Below are 22,199 nucleotides of genomic sequence, written 5' to 3' on the forward strand. Positions count from 1 at the left end.
CCTTAATGAACGAATGGTTCTAGCCCAGATAGACGCATTTTGGTCTCGATTTCTGGAATGACTCGGGGTTCAGCTTGAGCAACGGCATCAGCAATGGCTTTAATATGTTCAGGTGTGCTGCCACAACAACCACCTACGATGTTAACCAGGCCAGCTTGCGCCCATTCACCAATATGTTCCGCCATCTCGGCGGCATCCATATCATACTCACCAAATTCGTTCGGCAAGCCCGCATTGGGGTGCGCTGATACTAAACACTCAGACACATTGGCAATTTCATTCACATATTGACGAAGTAAATCTGGCCCTAGGGCACAATTTAACCCCATCGACACAGGGTTTACGTGACGTACAGAGTAATAGAAAGCTTCTGCTGTTTGCCCTGACAAGGTTCTACCTGACGCGTCGGTGATGGTGCCAGAAATCATAATCGGTAGACTAACACCCAACTTTTCGAAGGTTTCTTCCACAGCAAATAATGCCGCTTTTGCATTCAATGTATCAAAAATGGTTTCGACAAGGATTAAATCACTGCCCCCTTCAATAAGCGCTTCAGTACTTTCTTTATACGCTTCAACGAGCTCATCAAAGGTCACATTGCGCTTGCCAGGATCATTCACGTCGGGTGAAATCGACGCGGTACGGCTAGTTGGGCCAATCACGCCTGCGACGTATCGCGGTTTGTTGGGAGTTTTGGCAGTAAATTCATCACACGCTTTGCGAGCTAACTTTGCCGCAGCAATATTAATTGCCTTCGACTGCGCCTGCATGTCGTAATCAGCCATAGAAATGGTCGTTGCGTTAAAGGTATTGGTCTCGATGATATCGGCACCGGCTTCGAGGTACGCACAATGAATATCAAAGATGATATCGGGTTGCGTAATCGACAATAAGTCATTGTTGCCTTTTACATCACAATGCCAATTTGCAAACGCTTCGCCACGATAAGCGGCTTCGTCCAGTTTATGGCGTTGGATCATTGTGCCCATCGCACCATCTAAAATGAGAATCCGCGATTTAGCAGCTTCCAACAATTGTTGCTTGCTAGACGTTGTCACTAATTACCTCTTTGGCTGGGTCTTTTCTTCCAGCAAATTTAAGTCGAATGGGGTCGTCTGGTAAACATAATAGTTTAACCAGTTGGTGTATAGTAGGCTTCCGTGTGAACGCCAACTCACAATCGGCGATTTAGATGGGTCATTGTCAGTAAAATAATTCACTGGCACTGAAGGATTAAGCGCGGCAGCCACGTCACGTTCATATTCATCTTTTAATGTGTCGGGGTCATATTCTGGGTGCCCTGTCACAAACACCATACGCTTGTCTTCCGATGCAACCACGTAAGCGCCGGCTTCGGCAGATTCAGCGATCACTTTAAGCCCTTCTACGCCTTCGTAGTCAGCAGTGTCGATATACCCATACCGAGAGTGCGGCGCATTAAACGTTGGGTCAAACCCACGTAATAATTCATTAAAAGGGTCGCGAACTTGGTGCTGATAAACACCAGATAGTTTGTTGTCGCGCAACTTTCGCTGTATCCCATAAAAGTGGTACATAGCAGCATGCGCCGCCCAGCATAAATACAGTGTTGAGTTAACATGACGTTGCGCCCATTCCAGAATGGTTGTCATGGTTTCCCAATAGTTTACCTTTTCATAATCTAATAAGGCTAAAGGCGCACCGGTAACAATCAAACCGTCATATCGTTTAGACGCCACCTGACTAAAATCATGATAAAACGCATCCATGTGGGATTGGGGAGTGTGTTTACTAACCTGATTATCGATGCGAATAAGGTCAACGTCGATTTGCAGAGGCGTGTTAGACAACAAACGTAAAATCTGTACTTCCGTTTCGATTTTATTCGGCATCAAATTTAAGATACCTACGGCCAATGGGCGAATATCCTGCGACGCGGCGCGATTGGAATCCATTGTAAAGATGTTTTCCTCTTGCAGCACATCTTGAGCAGGCAATTGCTCGGGGATACGAATCGGCATAATCACTCCACGGTTTATCACTTAATGACCGTATTGTGGCTGAAGCCGCCAAAAAGTCAACATCTTTACGTCTAGACGTCTAAATGAAAATCACCACAATAATAGACAAACGGAGCTAGCGAAGCTCGCTTAAATTGATAATTTTTAATTGGGCGTAACTAGAAGTGGTTAGCGTTGATGAAGGTTTATCAACAACTGTGCTTCAGCAAATGGCATTTCACACGCAGCAACGATTTCATCTACTGTAGCCCCGTCTTTCGCCATATCTGCCGCGCGATGGTACATACGCACCGCAGGGTCTTGCTGCTTTAGTTCTCGGGTTTGGTTTTCTAATTGCACCATCTGTTCTTGCAGCGTAGCAATATTTCTCGCAACGGCGATAGTTCGGGCATTAGCTTCTTCATCTTGGTTCTGTAGAACCTTAATGTGAGATTCGGTCCAATCAGAGAGTTCAGAGAGCTTGTTTTCGAGAAGGGAAAGGCGCTCGTTGAGCGCCTTTATTTTCATTACATGAATCAGCCATAAAACAAGTGTCAGTACACAGGCACTGATTGCAACAATGAGCGAATAGCGAACGTCCATGCCTACCTTTACTGACTACGGCTTACTTATAAGCTACTGATTTCATCCCACTCATCATCAGTGAGCAGTTTGTTTAGATCGACAAGAATGAGCAATTCACCATCGCGGTTACTCACACCTTGAATGAATTTAGCGCTTTCTTCGGTACCGACGTTTGGTGCGCTGTCTATCTCAGACGAGCGAAGGTAAACAACCTCGGCAACGCTATCAACCAAAATACCCACAACTTGCTCATCTGACTCAATAATTACAATACGTGTATTATCGGTGATGTCATTGGGGGGGAGTCCAAAACGAGAGCGCGTGTCGATTACAGTAACGACATTACCACGCAAGTTGATAATACCGAGCACATAATCTGGTGCACCTGGCACTGGGGCTATTTCGGTGTGACGTAATACTTCCTGTACTTGCATTACGTTAATACCGTAGGTTTCTTCACCCAAGCAATACGTTACCCACTGCAACACCTCATCGTTTGCATCTGTACCGCTGTTGTTGTTTCTGTCATCAGTCATGAACTTGGCTCCACTTGACTATGGCATCTGGTCTTTACTGCCCAAGCCATTATTCAACATTGAAATCAGTTGCTCAACATCAATCAATGCACACATTCTTTCTTTCACCATGCCAGCTAGCCATGGTCGCTTACCCTGAGCTTCGCGCCACTGGATGTCACTTTTGTTTAAAGTCACATTGTTGACCAGCTTATCGCTGGCTAAACCCCATGCACTATCGCCTAACATGATAAGATATTGATAGTTTAGCTTATTCGCCAGTGTTTGATCGTATTTTTCTGGCATAACCCACATTGCGGTATCAACAACGTTGATTTTTTCATCACGATGCAGCATAACCCCTCTAAACCACTTGGGTTTGCCAATGAGCGGGCCAACTTTCTCCAGCTGGTGAATACCGCCCAATGTAATAAGAGGCACAGCCAATGTCAGGCCCGCGACCTCAAAAAACAACGCTTGAAATCGCTCTTCCAGCATGTCTTGAAGTGATGCGGTGGCGATACCCTGGGAGACCGGTTCTTCTTGCTGAGCGGCTTCTACGTCAGCAATAATCTGTTGGGATTGCTCAAGCGCCATATCCGGAACATCGACCGGTTCGATATCAGGGGTAATATCGGCCTGCACCACACTCGCTTGTTCTAACAACCGAGCCGCCACCTCAGTGGATTCTTCTGGTGTATCCACCTCGCGCAACAAACCATCGAGGTATGCTTCCATGACATCTTCACGCGCAAAGTGGGCGGGTTTGCTCATTAACAATCCAACTCTTTTAACAATTTAGAATAAGCGTAAACACCTCGCGAACGCGGATAGGCCACTGAAGCGGGTGTCTGTTCTTGACTTGCATCCCTGAACCGCGTATCCACAGGGATAACGCCGGTCCAAGTTTTATCTTTATAATCTATCAGCAGCTGCCTATGGGCTTCAATGGCAGCATTAATTCTTTTATCGAACATGGTTGGCACAATTAACGTATTAAACGACTTATTGAGTGATTTCCCCATAATCGCCAACGTGTGCATCATCCTGTCTAGCCCTTTTAGAGCCAAAAACTCCGTTTGTACAGGAGCCACTACCCGGTCGCAGGCCGCGAGGGCATTAACCATCAAAACTCCCAGTAATGGCGGGCAATCAATTAACACATGGTCAAAGTCGTTTTCCACTTTCGCCAAGGCTTTCTTTAATATTAAACCCATGCCATTTTGGCTGCCCATCGACCTATCTAAGGTCGCTAACGCCATATTCGCTGGCAGTATAAATAAACTGTCTAACCGGCTTGAGCACAAACAATCTAAAACGTTATCGGCCGTAAAAGGTTCTTTTTGAACAAAAATATCATAAACAGATGCAGATAAATCTTCAGAGTCTATGCCGAAATAGTAACTTAATGACGCTTGGGGATCTGTATCGACCAAAAGCACGCGTTTGCCTTGTTGCGCTAGCAAACCACCTAAAGTCACCGTAGTGGTCGTTTTTCCCACTCCGCCTTTTTGGTTTGCAATCGTCCAGATTTTCACGGATCTACTCCAGCGCCATACGCGTTATGTTTAATGTTGTAATTCTGTGAGTATACAACTACCAATGGCATCTAGGCTGATACTTTTTTGCGAAATATTGGCAGCAGCAACCGCTTGTGGCATCCCGTAAACCACACACGACGCCTGATCTTGCGCCCAGATAGTTGCGCCCAATTGCTGCAACTCTCTGCACCCTTCTCGGCCGTCGGCTCCCATACCGGTAAGAATAACCCCCAGTACATCGCCACTGTACACTTTAGCTAAACTTGAAAAAGTAATATCAACACTGGGCTTGTACCCCACTTTATCTTTGTCTGGCACATCGCACACCTGCAATGTGACATTTCTAAAGTCGCGCTTAGCCACAAGCTGTCTGCCACCTGGCGCCAAATAAGCACAACCAGGCTCTAACGTATCACCATTTACCGCTTCCTTAACCTTAATTTTGCAATAATTGTTCAAACGCTCAGCAAAGGCAGTAGTAAACGTGCCCGGCATATGTTGAACCAGAATAATTGGGTAAGGAAAATTTGCAGGTAACGCAGTGAGGACTTTTTGAAGCGCAACCGGTCCACCTGTCGATGCACCGATAGCAAGACACTGATAGCGCTTGCCAGTACGAGTGACCGATGACACTGATTGTTGTACTGGCGCATCGGCTCTGCCCGTTAACACACCTGATGAACGAAAGAACTGCTGCTTAGGCGCCGTTTTCGGTAGCGGCCTACGAGAAGGTGACGTTGTTGTGGGACTCGGTGCAGTAGAAGACGAAAATGCGCGTTTTACCCCTGCGCCTCTTCTCGCGATAAGGCGAACTTTCGCTCTTAATAACGTTGATGCTTCTTTTCTGTCCTGGGCGATGTCTTCGAATTTTTTAGGTAAGAAATCTAACGCACCGGCGTGCAACGCATCTAACGTTGCTTGTGCACCTTGATGCGTAAGTGACGAAAACATGAGTATGGGGACCGGATGTGAATCCATAATAGACTTTACTGCGGAAATGCCGTCCATTACCGGCATTTCTACGTCCATTGTCACCACATCGGGTTTAAGTGTTTTGACTTTTTCTAATGCTTCCCTTCCGTCGCGTGCTTCACCGATAACCTCGAGTTCTCTGTCTTCATTCAAGATTTGGCGTACACGGCGACGGTAAAAGGTCGAATCGTCCACGATAAGGACTTTATAGACCATGTAGACACTATTCCTCTGTTACAACCTATTTAAGTGCTTTTTTTGCGTAACGTTTCAACAAGCTTGGAATATCAAGGATCAAAGCAATACCACCGTCAGATGTAATAGTTGCACCTGCCATTCCTGGTGTACCTTGCAACATTGCATCTAAAGGCTTAATCACCACCTCTTCTTGACCAATCAAGGCGTCAACCACAAAACCAACTTGCTGTGTGCCCATTTGCACCACAACAACATGACCTTTTTCTCGGTCAATTTTCTTGGGCCCACGTATTAACCACTCGCCCAAGAAGAAGAGCGGAATAGCTTTAGAGCGCACTATCATAGTTAACTGGCCATCAACCGTATTGGTCTTTTTGATGTCCATATTGATAATTTCACTAACCGCACCAAGCGGTAATGCGAATGTTTGCTTGCCTACAACGATCATTAACGTTGGCAATATCGCTAGCGTTAGCGGTACTTTAATTTCTAAGCTTGTGCCTTTGCCTAACTTAGAGTCGATATTCACTGTACCATTGAGTTGGTTGATTTTGGTTTTCACCACATCCATCCCAACACCACGGCCTGAAATATCGCTGATCTCTGTCTTCGTTGAGAAGCCAGGGGCAAATATCAAGTTAAATGCTTCGACATCCGACATACGGGCCGCCGCATCGGCGTCTAATACACCGCGAGAAATCGCAATTTCTTTGAGCTTTTCAGGGTCCATGCCCTTACCATCATCTTCTATTTTCAGAAGAATATGGTCGCCTTCCTGAGAAGCTGAAAGCTTTACTATCCCCATACGAGGCTTGCCAGACGCTTGACGATCATCAGGCATTTCGATGCCGTGGTCCACTGAGTTTCTAACCAAGTGAACAAGTGGATCAGCCAAAGCTTCTACCAAGTTTTTATCTAAATCGGTTTCTTCACCCTCTAGCTCGAGTGTAATTTCTTTCTTCAAGCTTCGTGCTAAGTCTCGAACAACGCGAGGGAAACGGCCAAACACCTTTTTGATTGGCTGCATGCGGGTTTTCATCACCGCACCCTGCAGATCACCGGTAACAACGTCGAGGTTTGCAATCGCCTTCGACATGTTTTCGTCATTGGTGTTTATACCAAGACTAATAAGACGGTTGCGCACCAATACAAGTTCGCCCACCATGTTCATAATTTGGTCTAGACGTTTGGTGTCAACACGTACTGTTGTTTCAGCTTGTGGCGCAGCAGGTGCTGGCTTTTTGTCATCCTTTTTCGCTGCTACTGGTGCTGGCGCAGCGGGTTTAGCCGCCGCAGGCTTGGGCGCAGCCGCTTTAGGCGCTTCAACTTTTGGCGCAGCAGGCGTTGGCTTAGGTGCAGCAGGCGCTTTGGGTGGCGGAGGAGGCGGTGGTGGCGTTGATGCCGCTGGCGCTTCGGCCGTGTCGCCAATGCTCGGGCCTTTACCTTGACCATGAAGCTGGTCTAATAATGCCTCAAATTCGTCATCTGTAATTTCGTCATCACCACCGGTAAGGGCAACATCTTGAGTTGCAGGTTTACTGGCTGGCGGTGTCGCACTGGCTGCACTTGACGACGAAGCATCTCCAGCAAATTGACCTTTGCCGTGCAACTCATCAAGTAGCGCTTCAAATTCATCGTCTGTGATATCATCGCCATTGCTGGCAGCCGCTGCGGGAGCAGGAGCCGCTGGCGCAGAGGCGGGTGCAGCATCAGCTTTACCTGGTGCCCCACCTGAACCGTGTAGTTCGTCGAGCAAGGCTTCGAATTCGTCTTCAGAGATATCGTCGATACTGCCGCCGTCTGCTGTAGGCGCAGGCGTGTCGTCGATCACTAATTCGTCGTCGAGTTCAAACAGTGCATTGTCTGCGGGATTTTCTGCAGGTACTTCTTCAGCCGTAGGCGTTGGTTCAGCAGCAGCTTCACCAAAAATATTTTCACCTGGCTTTTCGGGTGCTGATAACTTGTGCAGTACATCGACAAGTTCTGGCGATGCCGGCTCTAGAGGATCTCGAGATTTTACTTTCTCGAACATTGCAACTACGACGTCCGTAGCTTGCAAAATCACATCCATCAGCTCTGGTGTCAGTGTACGCTGACCATTTCTCATCACGTCAAACACGTTCTCTGCACCGTGGCAGATTTCAACGAGTTCGGTTAACGATAAAAATCCAGCGCCACCTTTTACTGTGTGATAGCCACGAAAAATTGCGTTAAGCAAATCGGCATCACCAGGATTGTTCTCTAGATCAACGAGTTGCTCTTGTAATTGTTCAAGAATCTCTCCGGCTTCCACCAGAAAGTCTTGCAATATATCCTCGTCAACATCAAACGACATGCGCCAGCTCCCCTAAAATCCTAGGCTAGACAAAAGGTCGTCAACATCATCTTGTCCTGAAACAACATCGTCGCGTTCTTCAGCGTTAATGATGGGACCTTCTGCCACTACAGTGTTATCGACTTCTTCAGCTTTTTTGGCACTAGGCTTAGCACCGAGGTCTGAGTCGCCGAACATGGTTAGCATATTCACTAGGCTATCTTCAACTTCACCCACGAGTTCAATAACTCGGCGGATCACTTGGCCCGTTAAGTCTTGGTAACCTTGTGCCATCAGCACTTCGGTTAACAGCCCTGTAAGTTTGTTAGAGTCTTCAGATGCACCTTCTAACAAACTGTCTAGGTCTTGACATAAGGCTTTGAATTCACCTAATTCGATTTGACGCGTCATCAGCTTTTTCCACTCGGGCATTACCGCTTCAATTTTAGTCGATAATGCTTCCGCAATTGGCATACTTGCTTCAACGGCGTCCATAGTAGTATTAGCCGCTTTTTCAGTTTCTTCAATGACGTAGGTCAATCGAGTTTGCGCGTCAGGAATTTCTTCGTTCGCCAAGCCGTGAATTCGCTCATCGAGTTGGAAATTATTGAGTGCATCATGCAGTTGGCGAGTGAGTTTTCCAACTTCAGCAAAAAGCTCCACCGATTCCTTCATCGATGCGGCTTCGAGAATGGCATTTGCTGAGTCGTTGTCCCCTTTCTCGAGGTGAGCAACAAGCTGCTTTGCCTCGTCCAACGAAATGGGTACAGGTTTAGATATTGTCATCCAGCGTTCCTCTACTTAATTCGAATTCGTCTGGATTAACCTAAACGTTCAAAGATCTTATCTAGCTTCTCTTTGAGCGTTGCTGCAGTAAACGGCTTAACCACGTAGCCATTAACACCGGCTTGTGCGGCGGCAACAATTTGCTCTTTCTTCGCTTCCGCGGTCACCATTAATACAGGCAAGTGTTTCAATTTGTCGTCGGCGCGAATTGCACGCAACAAATCAATGCCCTGCATACCTGGCATGTTCCAGTCGGTCACCACAAAGTCAAAATCACCCTGTTGTAGCATGGGTAACGCGGTGCTTCCGTCGTCCGCTTCCTGGATATTGGAAAAGCCCAAATCTTTAAGCAGATTCTTTATGATACGTCTCATGGTAGAGAAATCGTCAACCACGAGAATTTTCATATTTTTATCCAAAATGGCCTCCAGTGAGGATATTGTTATCTGATATTAATTATTATTGATGAGTACAACGGTCTTGTTCTTGGGTTGTTTTACTCACCAGCTTGCCAGTTTTTCATGCGCGATTTTAATTTTAGCATGGCCTGACTGTGAATTTGGCTTACACGTGATTCACTCACATCAAGCACTTCGCCAATTTCTCTTAAATTTAATTCTTCATCATAGTATAGAGACAAAACAATGGCTTCGCGCTCTGGTAATGTAGTAATAGCATGTGCCAGCGCTTTTTGGAAAGCGCCTTGCATTAAATCTTCTAATGGTGAGTCACTACCTCGATTTTGCTCGGTAGCAATCACGTCTTCCGACACGCCTAAATCTTCAATACCAACCAGCTTACCCGCATTCACTTCACCTAACATCTGATGATATTCTGCAAGTGATACATTCATTTTAGCAGCTATTTCAGCATCTCTAGCATCTCTGCCAGTTTCTTTTTCAACTAAGCTGATTGCTTCGGTGATTGCGCGGCCATTTTTGTGCACTGAACGAGGTGTCCAGTCGCCTTTGCGAATTTCGTCAAGCATGGCTCCGCGTATACGAATACCCGCAAAAGTTTCAAAACTCGCGCCTTTGGCGCCATCAAAATTTTTGGCGGCTTCTAATAACCCGATCATGCCGGCTTGAATAAGGTCGTCAACAAGCACACTGGCTGGCAAACGCGCCATCAAATGATGGGCAATGCGCTTAACGAGAGACGCGTGCCGTTCGACTAACTGCGCTTTATCGGTTTGTTGTCTGTACGCCGCAGCTTTGCTGTTCACCGTTGACTTCCTGCCACCTTATTCGTCACCAGTTGTTCAATAAAGAATTCTAAGTGACCACCGGGTTGTGCCGGAATAGGCCACTGCAGTGCTTTGCTTGCCAGCTGTGTAATAGCAACAGCCGCAGGCGAGCCGGGGAAGGCATCAACAATGGCGCTTTGTTTGCGCACTGAACGACGCACGTTTTCGTCGAATGGCACTGTTGCCACTAGCTCAAGTGCGACATCCAAGAAACGGCCGGTTACTTTCGATAACTTGCTGAAAAGCTCTTGCCCTTCACGCATGTCTCTGACCATGTTAGCAACGACTTTAAACCGGAATACACCGTGCTCTCTATTGAGGATTTTTATCAACGCGTAGGCATCGGTAAGAGAGGTGGGTTCATCGCACACTACGACCATAATGTCTTGTGAAGCGCGAGAGAAACTCAACACCATATCTGAAATGCCAGCTGCGGTATCGACAATTAACACGTCGATTTGTGAACGCAATTCGCTGAATGCTCGGATGAGGCCTGCATGTTGAGTGGGTGATAACTCGGTCATAGACTGAGTACCCGAGGTTGCAGGGGCTATTTTAATCCCGTGGGGGCCGGTCACTAACACTTCATCAAGAGTGCATTCGCCTGAAAGCACGTGAGAAAGGTTTTTCTCTACGCGTAAACCGAGCAGCACATCCACATTGGCTAAGCCTAAATCGGCATCAAGCACCATCACGCGCTTTCCTTGCTTAGCCATTGCAATTGCTGTGTTTAGGGTAACGTTAGTTTTACCCACACCGCCTTTACCACCGGTAACGGCGATCACCTTGATTAATCGTGACTGATTCATTTTTCTTAAGCTACTCGCTTGATCTTCGATCATACTGCTCGTGCTGCACTTACCGCTTTGTTTTCATTAGTATGATTCAAACTGTACTTTTTATAAAGCTTTGCAGCGGTAGACACCAAAGATTTTGCATCGGCAACCTTAATATCTTCAGGAACTTGTTGTCCATCAGTCACATAACTGATTGATAATTGGCGTTCGATCGCAGTACTAATGATTTCTCCCAAGCTGTAACATTCATCGAGTTTGGTGAATATACAACCGTCCAACTGCATGCCGTCATAAGCATCTACTATACGTTGTAACGCAGGATATTGCGTATTTGCCTGCGCTACTAGGTATTTTCGTACCATTTGACCATTCGCTTGTTCGAGGGATTTTAGCTGACTAATCAAGCGACTATCTCTTTGGCTAAAACCCGCTGTGTCGATAAGTATAAGTCGTTTATGACGTAACTGAAACAGTTGTTCTGATAATTCCTCTGCTGTTTGCGCTTTTCTTACAGGACAGCCAATAATTTTGCCGTACGTGGCCAATTGTTCATATGCAGCAATACGATAGGTGTCAATCGTAATCATCGCAACCGATTCAACACCGTACTTTTGAGCATACCGAGCAGCCAACTTCGCCACTGTGGTGGTTTTACCCGTGCCTGTAGGACCAACAAGCGCAACAACGCCCTGATGACTCAAGATATCATTGTTATTAACCTGAATACGATTAGCCAAAAGTTTTAATAAATAAACCCAAGCGTCGCGTTCGCTTAATTCAGCGGGCGTGTAAGCCACCATTTGCTCCGCTAAACTCGTACTCAGGCCCATATCGGTTAAGCGCTGAACTAAATAACGCAACATTGGACGCTGCTGGCGTTGTTTTGAGTCCATCAAATCAGCCATTTGAAATTGCAAAACGTTGCGCAATGAGGCTATTTCATCGCGAATATCATTTAAGTCAGATGGCATTGCATTTGAGGCTTGTACAGGCTGTTCAACACTCTGCTGCTGGGGGCGTGGGTCAGGACGCATAGTAGCTTGAGTTTGATTGTCTTGTTGCAGCCAGCTCAATTCTTCTTCATCAGGTACATGTTGCTTGGGCGCGGCTTCTGCCTGTTTTTGCTTTTCCAACAACGCACGCAAGCTATCTGGGCCATCTTCACCGATAATCTCACTTAATGTGGGCAAGGGTTTCTCACCACCTGCTGTACGATTATTGCCCATGGTCGGTTTATTGGCGCTTGGCGCAGTAATTTTGGGCTCAGGGTCTTTATCGTAGGCTGCGACGAGTTCAATCCCGTCTGCAACTTTGCGATTAGACATGATAACAGCGTCGCTACCTAGTTCATCCTTTACTAGCTTGAGCGCTTCGCGCATATCTTTACCAAAAAAACGTCTAATTTTCATAATGACCTCTTAACACCTGACGTCAGGTTATTGACCCACTGAGCTGACAATTCGGATTTGCTTGTCGTCTGGTATTTCCTGATAAGACAGAACGTGCAATCCCATCACTGCGTTCTTCAAGAACCGTGACAATACAGGTCGCAACATACCAGACGTCAACAATACGGCAGGCTCTCCTGCCAATTCTTGTTGCTGACTCGCTTCTTGGAGTGAGCGCTGTAGCCTTTCAGCCAGTCCAGGCTCAATCCCAGCGCCATCATCTCCACCCGCTTGAAGAGACTGATGCAGCATTTGTTCCAACTCTGGCGCCAAAGTGATGACAGGTAGCTCTTTTCCGCCATTATTTATCTCTTGAACGATTAAACGCTTAAGTGCAATGCGTACTGCAGACACCAATACATCTGGGTCTTGGCTACGTGGACCGTATTCGCAAAGCGTTTGCACTATGGTGCGCATATCTCTAATTGGCACCCCTTCATAAAGCAATGTTTGTAAAACTTTTACTACCGTGCTCAATTGCAAGATGTCTGGTACTAAGCCTTCAACCAGTTTAGGATTGGATTTGGCCAGCATGTCTAACAACTGTTGAACTTCTTCGTAACCCAGAAGCTGATAGGCATTATTGGTCAACAATTGAGATAAGTGAGTAGCCACTACCGTGGAAGAGTCAACTACGGTATAGCCAAGTGTTTGTGCATGTTCTCGTTGTTTTGGCTTAATCCAAACAGCATCAAGGCCAAAAGCAGGGTCTTTTGTCACTTTACCGTCGAGCTTACCAAACACCTGACCGGGGTTAATCGCCATTTCTTCGTCGTGTTGAACCAGTGACTCTCCAATACTCACACCCAACATAGATATGGTGTACGTATTTGGGTCGAGATCGAGGTTGTCACGAATGTGAACCGGCGGAATAAGAAAGCCCAATTCTTGCGATAATTTCTTACGTACACCTTTGATTCGCGTAAGTAGCTCACCGCCTTGCGACTTATCAACCAGAGGAATTAATCGGTAACCGACTTCTAAGCCAATGGTGTCAACGTGTTGAACGTCATCCCACCCAAGCTCTTTGACTTCGGTTGGCGCGGTATTTTCTTGCGGTTTTATTGGTTGTGGCTTGGCTGCCTCTTCTGCTTTTCGCTTCGCTGCCCACGTTTGATAATATGCAACACCACCTGATAAGGCCGCAAAACCAAGAAAGGCAATATGTGGCATACCAGGCACTATCCCCATCACAAACAACACACCTGAAGAGATATAAAGCGCTTGTTGGTTGCCCAGCTGATTGCGTAACTCTTTGCCCATTTCTTGCGTTTCGTTTTCACGAGTAACAATAATTGCAGTCGCAACTGACAAGAGCAATGATGGAATTTGCGCCACCAAACCATCACCAATCGTCAAAATGGTATACACCTCAATGGCATCACCAAAACTCAATCCGTGTTGAATCATGCCAATAAACAAACCTCCCACTATGTTAATTAGCATAATGAACAGGCCTGCTACAGCGTCTCCTTTTACGAATTTCGACGCACCGTCCATCGACCCATAAAAGTCCGCTTCGGCGGTAATATCTTCGCGGCGTCTGCGTGCTTCGTCTTGATCAATGTACCCCGCGTTTAAATCGGCGTCGATGGCCATCTGCTTACCGGGCATAGCATCCAAAGTAAAGCGAGCACTTACTTCCGAAATACGCCCTGCACCTGCAGTTACCACTTTAAAGTTAATAATGAGTAGAATAGCAAATACCACGATACCCACTGCGTAGTTACCGCCAATCACCACCTCACCGAAGGCTTCGATTACTTTACCGGCAGAATCTCCCCCCTCATGTCCGTACAACAACACTACACGTGTCGAGGCAACATTCAGCGCAAGTCGCAATACGGTAGCAATGAGTAGCACTAGCGGGAAAATACCAAAATCGACGGGACGCTGGGTAAATACAGCCACCAATATAATGACCAACGACAGCGCAATATTAAAACTGAACAAAACGTCGAGTAGAAAGGGAGGCATGGGCAAAATAACCATACCCATAATAGCCAAAAGTACGACGGGGGCGCCCAATCCTGAAGTGAATTTTTGCACCTGATTTTTATCAAAACGCTGAAGATAACCGGATAATTCCATCGAAAACGACACTCGCTAACAGATTTTTGACGCCCAATGCGACTCGTGTATAGCGGTATCAACTACCATGCCAGCTTGAATGAAGTACGATTTATACGCTTGATAATTAAACAGTTAAGGGTGTCGTAGCTCTGGAGGAATAGGCAGATCTTTTTTCAGGGGCTTCGGACGCTTTCCTTTGCCTTTGCGATAAGCTTTCAACTGATACACGTATGCCAACACCTGTGCGACCGCCATAAATAGCTTTTGCGGCACTTCGTGGTCGAGTTCAGTAGAATAATAAATTGCCCGAGCCAACATGGGAGAAGGGACGAGTGGAACTTCGTGGGCGGTAGCAATTTTACGAATATGCATGGCCAATTCATCCACGCCTTTTGCAACGACAATGGGTGCCCGTGCGCCATTATCTTCATACTTAATTGCCACGGAATAATGCGTTGGGTTAGTCACCACTACATCCGCGTTTGGCACTTCTTTCATCATTCGACGAGCGGCCGCCTGATATTGTAATCGGCGGATACGCCCTTTTACTTGAGGGTCACCCTCAGCATTTTTACGCTCGTCTTTCACTTCTTGTTTCGACATTTTCATTTCTTCGTTGTGCTTATACAACTGATAAGGCACATCAAAAAGAGCGATAGGTATCATGCCACACGTAAGAATTAAAAAGGCCCACTGGATGAGCTCTAACGCGTGAAATAAGTTGGAGGGGTACACTTCCATGTCTAGATGGAGCGCTTCGTCTTTAAACATAACCAGTGCGATAAGGGCCATACCACCAATTACAAAAAACTTCGCCACCGCCTTTAACAATTCGACTAAACCATTGGTACCAAACATGCGTTTGAACCCGCTAATGGGGTTCATTTTATTGCCCTTAGGTTTGGCCGATTCCCATGTAAAATTGTAACCACCTAGCGCTATCGAACCGTAAATGCCTGCAATCATGGCAACAACCATGTAGAACATCACCGGTAAGCTAATTTGATAAAAAACTTCCCCCCACGCTTGCCACATGTGCATGGTGTCGTAGGTTTCGTCTCGAGATAAAGAGAACACCCGCTGTGTGACTTTGAATAAAGCTTCAGCGATCAAGCCGCCCATAAAAATAAACATGACAGCACTTACAACAAGAACCAAAACCGTTGATAGCTCTCTGGAACGCGCTAGTTGCCCTTTCTTGCGCGCGTCTTCGAGCTTCTTGGAGGTGGGTTCTTCTGTTTTATCAAATGACTCAGCCATGATTTACCTTGTTTCGTCTACACCGGGCAGATATAGAGTAATTCACACATCAACTGTAGCGCTCTCATCCATTGGTCTTCAAAATGTGCGGTAAAATTATCGAGCGAAATCCAAATGATGATGAGGCCCATTATTTGCGCGATAGAAAAACCAATACTGAAAATATTCAATTGCGGCGCAGCTTTTGTCATGACACCAAAAGCCAGATTGACGATTAGCAAAGACACAATAGGAGCCAAAGAAATGGTCAACGCAGACACGAACATCCAGCCTCCCCAATGAGCAATTTGTTTGAGTTGTTCGCCTGTCCACCAGCCTTCTGCAATAGGGAAGGCTTCAAAACTCATGACTATCATTTTAATCATTGATAGGTGGCCGTCTAACGCCCAAAACAATAAGGTAGCTAAAATCAAATAAAACTGACCTACCGCCGGAACATTAATACCATTGATAGGGTCGACAATAGACGCGAAGCCCAAGCCCGTTTGCATTGCAATCACTTGACCGGCAAGAATGAAAGAATTCAGTACCATCATTGAGATAAAGCCAATTCCCGCACCGATGATGATCTGTTGAATCATTTCCACAACAGCTCCGGCACTGACGAGATTGTCCATTGGGACTGGCGGCACTAATGGCATAATGATAAATGCCAGTAAAACGGCGAGAAAGGCTTTTACCATAGCCGGAATAGATTGAGCGCTGAACCCTATCATGGCGGCAAACATGCCGCTAATCCGCATAAATGGCAGCATTAAATCGGCAATAAACTGCATTATAACCGATTCATTGAATGCCATTGCTTAGCCTACCACTTGAGGGATTTGTTCCACCATATGGTAGGTAAAATCCATCAATTTCTGAACCAGCCAATTCCCGCCCCAACTCAACGCCAAAAGCGTTACGATAAGACGAGGTAAGAAACTCATTGTTTGCTCGTTAATCGAGGTGGCAGCTTGAAATACAGCTACGATAAGACCTACGACCATACTCGGAATAATGATGACCGATACCAGCAGGATCACCATAAACAAAGACTCTCTTAATATCTCAACGAAAACCTCTGGGCTCATAAGCGCTCCTATACCCCCATGCCGAAACTGGTCGCAAGGGTGCCGAAAATTAGATTCCAGCCATCAACCAAAACAAATAACATTAATTTAAATGGCAATGACACTATCATTGGCGACAACATCATCATACCCATTGCCATGAGTATCGATGCAACAACCAAGTCTATGATCAGAAAAGGAATAAACAACATAAAGCCAATTTGAAACGCGGTCTTTAACTCACTTGTTACAAAAGCGGGGATCAAAATGGTAAGCGGTACGTCTGAAGGCTCTGCGTATTTATCTTCATCACCGGCAATTTCGACAAAGGTTTCGAGGTCTTTAACCCGAGTTTGCGACAACATAAAAGCGCGCATTGGGCCTTTGGCCTCCTCAATTGCCTGCATAGAGGTGATTTCTTCATTGAGATAAGGTTGAAGCGCGCGTTCGTTTACCTCGTCAAACACCGGCTTCATGATAAACATAGTAAGAAAAAGCGTCACACCCACCAATATCTGGTTTGAGGGAGATTGCTGAAGCCCGATAGCTTGGCGCAGAATCGAAAGCACTATAATAATGCGGGTAAATGAGGTCATCATCATCACAAACGCGGGTATTAAACTCAGCGCAGACATGATGAACAATGCCTGTAAGGTCATTGTATAGTCTTGGGTGCCATCACCGTTCGTGGTTACCGTTACCGCAGGAATACCGCTTTGTTGTGCTTCAGCCAGCGAGGGAAACCCTAACAAGACAACAGTTAACAGTAGCCATCCAATGGTTTTAGTCATTTTGTTGTCCTTTTATCGCTGGGTTGATTTTACTCGCCATTGCTTTCACTAACTTGTCTTTGAACAGAGCACCATTGTTGCTGTCACTCACCTTAGTTGGGAGAGGCGCTTCCAACTTGCTCAAATGATTAATATTTTGTGCAGTTACCCCGACCAAGTGTTGTTCGTCGCCCACTTGTATAACCATTATTTTCTCTCTGGCGCCAGCAGACAGACTTGCCACGACTTTTAATTGTCCATGAGACTGAGTGACATTAAACCGACGCATGATGTATGCAAAGGCGAAAATAATGCCGATAACCACCAATAGCGAGAGAAAAATTGACAGCACAGATTGAGGATTGGTAATACTCGAGGGGGAACTGGCCACTACGGGCAAGGAGAAAAACAGGAAGGTTAGCACGTAACCTCCTGTTTTTAATGATTTATTACCTAAGCTTTTTAATTCTTTCGATTTGACTAATAACATCCGTTAACCGAATACCAAATTTGTCGTTGACCACTACTACTTCACCATGAGCAATCAACGTGCCATTGACCAATACATCCAGTGGTTCACCTGCTACGCGATCAAGTTCTACCACAGACCCTTGGTTTAACTGTAGCAAATTTCGAATGCTAATATGACTGCGACCCACTTCCATTGAGATCGTAACTGGAATATCGAGAATTGTATCCAGTTTTTTCTTCTCTTCTTGAGTGATGGGTGCATCATCGGTCAATTCGTCTAATTCGGCAACCTGTACATCGTCATCGCCACCTTCAGCCTCTTCGCTTTCAGCCTGCTCGGCCATCGCTGCGGCCCAATCGTCCATACCGTCTTCTTCACTCATGGTAGTGCCTCTTTACGCTTAACCTTTACAGGTCTTCTTCTAAAATCTGTAACTCAGCGTCGTTGTCGATCACTCGACCACCCCGAGTTAATAACTGTAGCTCAGACTTCACTGATGTCGGTCTGGCAATTTTTTCTGTTATCTTCAACGCCAAGTTGTCTCTTGAACGGCCTAATTTGGCACGGAACGTTGGCAGTTGTTCAATTAATACGGTGATGTATTCTGGCATTTCTACCGGAATAATATCACCCGGTTTAAAATCCATAATATCTTGCAGAGTCAGTTCTAAATCGAGCATATGGGTGGTGAGCGCTACTTTGACATCCATAATTTCATCTCGTAGCGCTTTACTCCACCTTAAATCGGTGTCTTCTTTGTCGCTTTGCACACCGGCATCGAGTAATTCACGAATGGGTTCTAACATCGAGTAAGGTAACGACACGTGAAAATCGCCGCCACCGCCGTCTAGCTCGATATGGAATGAACTGATCACGACAACTTCTGTAGGACTCACAATGTTCGCCATCGCAGGGTTCACTTCTGAATCTAAATATTCAAAAGAAACATCCATCACCGGCGCCCATGCCTCTTTGTAATCCTCAAAAATAATTTTGAGTAGCATTTGGATTATTCGGCGCTCTGTGGGCGTAAACTCCCGCCCTTCGATTTTGGCGTGATAACGGCCGTCGCCACCAAAGAAGTTGTCTACGAGAATAAACACTAAACGCGCTTCCATGGTAATAAGCCCCGTTCCTTTGAGGGGACGGAAGCGCACCATGTTTAAACTGGTCGGAACGAATAGGGTATGAATGTACTCGCCAAACTTAATCATTTGGATACCGTTTATCGATACCTCAGCGGAGCGGCGCATCATGTTAAACAAGCTCACTCGCATATGACGTGCAAAGCGCTCATTTACAATTTCAAGCGTAGGCATTCGCCCACGCACAATTCTATCCTGTGACGAAAAGTCATATTCAAGCGCAGAGGAGTCCGAGGGAGAATCGGAAACCTCTTCTTCTTCTACATCATCGACACCGTGTAGTAGCGCATCAATTTCGTCTTGTGATAGTAAATCGCTCACCAGTACTCTCGCTTATTGCATCACAAAGCCAGTAAATAAGACCTTTTCAACGACCTTACCACCCGCAATATCTTCCATTTTAGTTTGAACCGATTTTAGTGCTTCGTCCCTCAATGCCATCTTGCCTGGCTCTGTTACCAGATCATCGGCATTGGTCGCACTAAAAACTTGTAACAGCGTTCCTTCAATGGAAGGAATATGTGTTTTGGCTATTTCTTCATTATCGGCGCCACGGACCATAAGCTGAACTTTGATTTGAACTAAACGGTCACGGCCTGCTCCCGGTACGTTAAAAACAAAGGGGCGTGGCATCGCGACGTAAAGTGCAGTGCCGATATCTGCCTGTGAAGGTGCTGCTTGTGCAACAGGTGCTCCGCTCTCTTCCGCCAATTGTTCTGCCGCCGAAGGGTCATCGCCCATAAACAAGAAGAAGTATGCCGCTCCTCCGCCAACAATGAGTACCACAGCAATAATGATGATCAACATCATCTTGCTCTTTTTCCCACCTTCTTCAATCTGTAACTCTTCTTCAGCCATTTTTTACCTCACATCCCATTTGTTTCGCGTATTATGAGTGTTCACAAACAAATGGCAATCTTCTCATACCTAAAAATGGAAGTTTAGGCGTAGTCGTCGATTGCGCCAAGGTGTCGACGCGTTATTGGTTGTTCAATTACCGTGCCAGCCTCGTCAAAATCATCATTGCTTTGGCCTCCTCGTCCTCGACCTTGAGCAAACTCACCGTCTCCGTTGGCGTTATTTCCCTGCTCACCTTGTTGACTAACAAAAGATTCGCCAAGCTCGATACCTTGCTCCGCTAACATGTCACGTAACCGTGGTACAGCATCAGCAATCGCGTCGCGTGCCTGCTGAGATTGCACAACAAAATTCACACTTGCCGCATCACCGGATACATTCACTCTTATTTGCATGCTGCCCATTTCTGGCGGGTCGAGTCGAATTTCAGCCATGGTATTTCGGCTGTTCATCATCCAGCGAATTTTTTCATTTAGCTGTTGCTGACCTTCAGGCTGCATTATATTGACTGGCTTGTCCTGACTGTCGAATTGTTGACGGGCTTTTGTTACGTCCTGAGCAACTTGAGCATTGTCGGTGTGACGCTGCTCAGCCGCCAACACTTGTGCAAAGTTACCATCGGTATTTGTGACATGTTGAGCAACCGTCCGAGCCATTGACAGAGACTGGGTTAACTGTGCCAACTGCTGGTCTAACTGCAAGCTTTGCTCTGAAGTAACATTAACCCCAGCGTCAACGTATGCTTTGGCCACCAAATCCTCTAGATTAATCGCTGGCTCATGACCTTTAGCCAATTGTTCTTTTATTTCGCTTAACCCCGCTTGCAACGACTGCTTGACCGCGCTTTGCTGTGCGTCTGTCATTGGCACAACTGAGGTGGCAATTTCTGTCACGCTTTTAGTCATCACTTCTGCGGTGGCAGAGTCATTCGCCATTAATTTCAGTAGGTCGATGGAGTTAACATCAGCGTTTTCATTTTGCTCTGCAGTGGTTGCTTTAGTCGCAGACTCTCCCCCTATCGTGGTAGGAGCAGGTCGAGGCATAGGCTGAATGGTGTCATTGGCAGCAAATCGTTTTACCTGGCCTTCGCCTTTTAACTCAGCATCAATCAAAGCGAGTAAGGTTTCTGCGTCTGCCAAATGCTGCTCATCCGATTTTGAAACATTATCAAACACATCTTGTGCCGCAGAATTATTTGAGCCTTCAACTGTACGCGCATCTTGAGGTGCAGAGAGTAACTTCATCGCTTCCAGCATACTCGCTGCCAGTGCAAGTAACTCTTCATCATCGCTGCTGGTTAGTGACCCCGCCTCTTCGACTGACAATTCATCAGCCTCTACATCGAGGTCAGCCATTGCCGACAATTTGTCAGAAATCGCATCCAATTTTGTCATCACTTCTGTCAACAGGGCTTTTTCGTCATCGGTTAATGGCGTTTGTGTATCCCCTTGCCATAAGCCCTGCGCTTGTAGCGTTTGCCTCAAAGACAACAAGACTTCGTCAGAATATTCCGTATCAGCACTCAATAACTCCGCTGCATCGCCAGCATTGATATTGTCAACCTCGGCGCCTTCCCCCGAAATACTGTCGGCAACAAGCTCGCTTTCTTCGGTATTCAACTCAGCCTCTTGTTCTGTTTCAAGGGTATTGTGTTCAGCGTTATCAAGCTCGGTTTGCTTGTGCTCTAATTCTCTCACCGCATCAACCAGTGCCAGCCAATCAATCTCTGAGTCTGTGGTTTCTTCAGTTGCTGATAGCACCTCGTTATTGACATCTTCCTCAATAACCTCATCGTGCATTTCATTTTCTTGTGTTAATTGCGGGTTTGTTTCTGTGCCTGCTTCCTGCTTTTCAGCGACAACTTCACCCAACGCCTTGTCTGCCTTCGGCTGCGCAGAGGGCAACGTTTTTTCGTCACTAACATTGCTTTCTGCTTTTTGCCTCATGCGATCCGTATCAGCTTGTTGCATTCGGAGCATGGCATCAAAATCCAAGCCATTTCTAGCGCTTTCTTGAGTTTCTTCATTTGAAGAACGTGATGTAGGCGATGCGGCAATATCTGCACGTGGCGTGGCAAGCTGTTGCATCATAATCTTGTGTCCTGTTTCCGCTTTCTGGTAAAACCTCGGGCGTTTACCATAAAAATTGAGCTATCGAGGATTACAGAGCAAATCCCGTTCCAAAACGG

At 46.2% G+C, this 22,199-nt stretch carries 23 protein-coding genes; all 23 read right to left on the reverse strand.

All coding sequences use genetic code 11. The features are described 5' to 3' along the window. Positions 1-2: 2 nt before the first annotated feature. The 23 genes from ACXAH6_RS05640 to ACXAH6_RS05750 all read right to left on the reverse strand — a co-directional run bounded on the left by ACXAH6_RS05640 (position 3) and on the right by ACXAH6_RS05750 (position 22,101). Entirely contained in the window at positions 3-1,058 is a 1,056-nt protein-coding gene (locus ACXAH6_RS05640; protein WP_474875665.1) for a homocysteine S-methyltransferase family protein, read from the reverse strand. A 3-nt stretch (positions 1,059-1,061) separates the two neighbouring features. Beyond that, positions 1,062-2,000: a homoserine O-succinyltransferase MetA gene (gene metA / locus ACXAH6_RS05645; protein WP_474875666.1), complete on the reverse strand. Its 939-nt coding sequence runs from the start codon at positions 1,998-2,000 to the stop codon at positions 1,062-1,064. A gap of 168 nt (positions 2,001-2,168) precedes the next feature. Further along, positions 2,169-2,582: a DUF2802 domain-containing protein gene (locus ACXAH6_RS05650; RefSeq protein ID WP_474875667.1), complete on the reverse strand. Its 414-nt coding sequence runs from the start codon at positions 2,580-2,582 to the stop codon at positions 2,169-2,171. A gap of 26 nt (positions 2,583-2,608) precedes the next feature. Continuing rightward, positions 2,609-3,100, reverse strand: a complete 492-nt coding sequence (locus tag ACXAH6_RS05655; RefSeq protein ID WP_474875668.1) for a chemotaxis protein CheW — start codon at positions 3,098-3,100, stop codon at positions 2,609-2,611. Positions 3,101-3,118: 18 nt separating this feature from the next. After that, positions 3,119-3,853, reverse strand: a complete 735-nt coding sequence (locus tag ACXAH6_RS05660; RefSeq protein WP_474875669.1) for a chemotaxis protein CheW — start codon at positions 3,851-3,853, stop codon at positions 3,119-3,121. Next, on the reverse strand, positions 3,853-4,617 hold the full coding sequence (locus tag ACXAH6_RS05665) for a ParA family protein (protein WP_474875670.1): 765 nt from the start codon (positions 4,615-4,617) through the stop codon (positions 3,853-3,855). Before ACXAH6_RS05665 ends, ACXAH6_RS05660 begins: the two co-directional genes overlap by 1 nt. A 30-nt stretch (positions 4,618-4,647) precedes the next feature. Beyond that, positions 4,648-5,808, reverse strand: a complete 1,161-nt coding sequence (locus ACXAH6_RS05670; protein ID WP_474875671.1) for a protein-glutamate methylesterase/protein-glutamine glutaminase — start codon at positions 5,806-5,808, stop codon at positions 4,648-4,650. 25 nt (positions 5,809-5,833) lie between these two features. Further along, positions 5,834-8,125 (reverse strand): chemotaxis protein CheA, encoded by a 2,292-nt coding sequence (locus tag ACXAH6_RS05675; RefSeq protein WP_474875672.1) that lies wholly within the window; start codon positions 8,123-8,125, stop codon positions 5,834-5,836. Between the two features lie 12 nt (positions 8,126-8,137). Beyond that, positions 8,138-8,890 (reverse strand): protein phosphatase CheZ, encoded by a 753-nt coding sequence (locus ACXAH6_RS05680; RefSeq protein ID WP_474875673.1) that lies wholly within the window; start codon positions 8,888-8,890, stop codon positions 8,138-8,140. Positions 8,891-8,925: 35 nt separating this feature from the next. Further along, complete coding sequence (gene cheY, locus ACXAH6_RS05685) at positions 8,926-9,309, reverse strand: chemotaxis response regulator CheY (RefSeq protein ID WP_108567833.1); 384 nt, start codon at positions 9,307-9,309, stop codon at positions 8,926-8,928. A 77-nt stretch (positions 9,310-9,386) separates the two neighbouring features. Beyond that, entirely contained in the window at positions 9,387-10,115 is a 729-nt protein-coding gene (locus ACXAH6_RS05690; RefSeq protein WP_474875674.1) for an RNA polymerase sigma factor FliA, read from the reverse strand. Further along, positions 10,112-10,978, reverse strand: a complete 867-nt coding sequence (locus ACXAH6_RS05695; RefSeq protein ID WP_474875675.1) for a MinD/ParA family protein — start codon at positions 10,976-10,978, stop codon at positions 10,112-10,114. The genes ACXAH6_RS05690 and ACXAH6_RS05695 overlap by 4 nt, the downstream gene beginning before the upstream one ends. Beyond that, the gene (gene flhF / locus ACXAH6_RS05700; RefSeq protein WP_474875676.1) at positions 10,975-12,342 is read right to left on the reverse strand and encodes a flagellar biosynthesis protein FlhF; all 1,368 of its coding nucleotides are present in this window, start codon (positions 12,340-12,342) and stop codon (positions 10,975-10,977) included. Before flhF ends, ACXAH6_RS05695 begins: the two co-directional genes overlap by 4 nt. A 27-nt stretch (positions 12,343-12,369) precedes the next feature. Further along, complete coding sequence (flhA, locus tag ACXAH6_RS05705; protein WP_474875677.1) at positions 12,370-14,472, reverse strand: flagellar biosynthesis protein FlhA; 2,103 nt, start codon at positions 14,470-14,472, stop codon at positions 12,370-12,372. Positions 14,473-14,586: 114 nt separating this feature from the next. Further along, complete coding sequence (gene flhB / locus ACXAH6_RS05710) at positions 14,587-15,714, reverse strand: flagellar biosynthesis protein FlhB (protein WP_474875678.1); 1,128 nt, start codon at positions 15,712-15,714, stop codon at positions 14,587-14,589. Positions 15,715-15,731: 17 nt separating this feature from the next. After that, positions 15,732-16,514 carry a flagellar biosynthetic protein FliR gene (gene fliR / locus ACXAH6_RS05715; RefSeq protein ID WP_474875679.1) on the reverse strand — a complete coding sequence of 261 codons (783 nt, stop codon included), beginning with the start codon at positions 16,512-16,514 and terminating at the stop codon, positions 15,732-15,734. 3 nt (positions 16,515-16,517) lie between these two features. After that, complete coding sequence (gene fliQ, locus ACXAH6_RS05720; protein ID WP_474875680.1) at positions 16,518-16,787, reverse strand: flagellar biosynthesis protein FliQ; 270 nt, start codon at positions 16,785-16,787, stop codon at positions 16,518-16,520. Positions 16,788-16,795: 8 nt separating this feature from the next. Continuing rightward, on the reverse strand, positions 16,796-17,557 hold the full coding sequence (gene fliP, locus ACXAH6_RS05725; protein WP_474875681.1) for a flagellar type III secretion system pore protein FliP: 762 nt from the start codon (positions 17,555-17,557) through the stop codon (positions 16,796-16,798). After that, positions 17,550-17,960, reverse strand: a complete 411-nt coding sequence (gene fliO / locus ACXAH6_RS05730; protein ID WP_474875682.1) for a flagellar biosynthetic protein FliO — start codon at positions 17,958-17,960, stop codon at positions 17,550-17,552. The genes fliP and fliO overlap by 8 nt, the downstream gene beginning before the upstream one ends. A 25-nt stretch (positions 17,961-17,985) precedes the next feature. After that, complete coding sequence (gene fliN, locus ACXAH6_RS05735; RefSeq protein WP_474875683.1) at positions 17,986-18,390, reverse strand: flagellar motor switch protein FliN; 405 nt, start codon at positions 18,388-18,390, stop codon at positions 17,986-17,988. A gap of 25 nt (positions 18,391-18,415) precedes the next feature. Further along, positions 18,416-19,474: a flagellar motor switch protein FliM gene (gene fliM / locus ACXAH6_RS05740; protein ID WP_474875684.1), complete on the reverse strand. Its 1,059-nt coding sequence runs from the start codon at positions 19,472-19,474 to the stop codon at positions 18,416-18,418. A gap of 12 nt (positions 19,475-19,486) precedes the next feature. Further along, complete coding sequence (fliL, locus tag ACXAH6_RS05745; RefSeq protein ID WP_474875685.1) at positions 19,487-20,011, reverse strand: flagellar basal body-associated protein FliL; 525 nt, start codon at positions 20,009-20,011, stop codon at positions 19,487-19,489. A gap of 83 nt (positions 20,012-20,094) precedes the next feature. Then, positions 20,095-22,101: a flagellar hook-length control protein FliK gene (locus ACXAH6_RS05750; RefSeq protein WP_474875686.1), complete on the reverse strand. Its 2,007-nt coding sequence runs from the start codon at positions 22,099-22,101 to the stop codon at positions 20,095-20,097. Positions 22,102-22,199 lie beyond the last annotated feature (98 nt).

The sequence above is a fragment of the Alteromonas sp. ABE4_545 genome (assembly GCF_056161325.1).

Coding starts and splice junctions, on each gene's coding strand:
- metA (WP_474875666.1), bottom strand. CDS start 2,000: ATGCCGATTCGTATCCCCGAGCAATTGCCTGCTCAAGATGTGCTGCAA.
- fliR (WP_474875679.1), bottom strand. CDS start 16,514: ATGGCATTCAATGAATCGGTTATAATGCAGTTTATTGCCGATTTAATG.
- flhA (WP_474875677.1), bottom strand. CDS start 14,472: ATGGAATTATCCGGTTATCTTCAGCGTTTTGATAAAAATCAGGTGCAA.
- flhB (WP_474875678.1), bottom strand. CDS start 15,714: ATGGCTGAGTCATTTGATAAAACAGAAGAACCCACCTCCAAGAAGCTC.
- fliN (WP_474875683.1), bottom strand. CDS start 18,390: ATGAGTGAAGAAGACGGTATGGACGATTGGGCCGCAGCGATGGCCGAG.
- ACXAH6_RS05680 (WP_474875673.1), bottom strand. CDS start 8,890: ATGACAATATCTAAACCTGTACCCATTTCGTTGGACGAGGCAAAGCAG.
- ACXAH6_RS05675 (WP_474875672.1), bottom strand. CDS start 8,125: ATGTCGTTTGATGTTGACGAGGATATATTGCAAGACTTTCTGGTGGAA.
- fliQ (WP_474875680.1), bottom strand. CDS start 16,787: ATGAGCCCAGAGGTTTTCGTTGAGATATTAAGAGAGTCTTTGTTTATG.
- fliP (WP_474875681.1), bottom strand. CDS start 17,557: ATGACTAAAACCATTGGATGGCTACTGTTAACTGTTGTCTTGTTAGGG.
- fliL (WP_474875685.1), bottom strand. CDS start 20,011: ATGGCTGAAGAAGAGTTACAGATTGAAGAAGGTGGGAAAAAGAGCAAG.
- ACXAH6_RS05655 (WP_474875668.1), bottom strand. CDS start 3,100: ATGACTGATGACAGAAACAACAACAGCGGTACAGATGCAAACGATGAG.
- ACXAH6_RS05695 (WP_474875675.1), bottom strand. CDS start 10,978: ATGATCGAAGATCAAGCGAGTAGCTTAAGAAAAATGAATCAGTCACGA.
- ACXAH6_RS05750 (WP_474875686.1), bottom strand. CDS start 22,101: ATGATGCAACAGCTTGCCACGCCACGTGCAGATATTGCCGCATCGCCT.
- ACXAH6_RS05660 (WP_474875669.1), bottom strand. CDS start 3,853: ATGAGCAAACCCGCCCACTTTGCGCGTGAAGATGTCATGGAAGCATAC.
- flhF (WP_474875676.1), bottom strand. CDS start 12,342: ATGAAAATTAGACGTTTTTTTGGTAAAGATATGCGCGAAGCGCTCAAG.
- ACXAH6_RS05650 (WP_474875667.1), bottom strand. CDS start 2,582: ATGGACGTTCGCTATTCGCTCATTGTTGCAATCAGTGCCTGTGTACTG.
- ACXAH6_RS05670 (WP_474875671.1), bottom strand. CDS start 5,808: ATGGTCTATAAAGTCCTTATCGTGGACGATTCGACCTTTTACCGTCGC.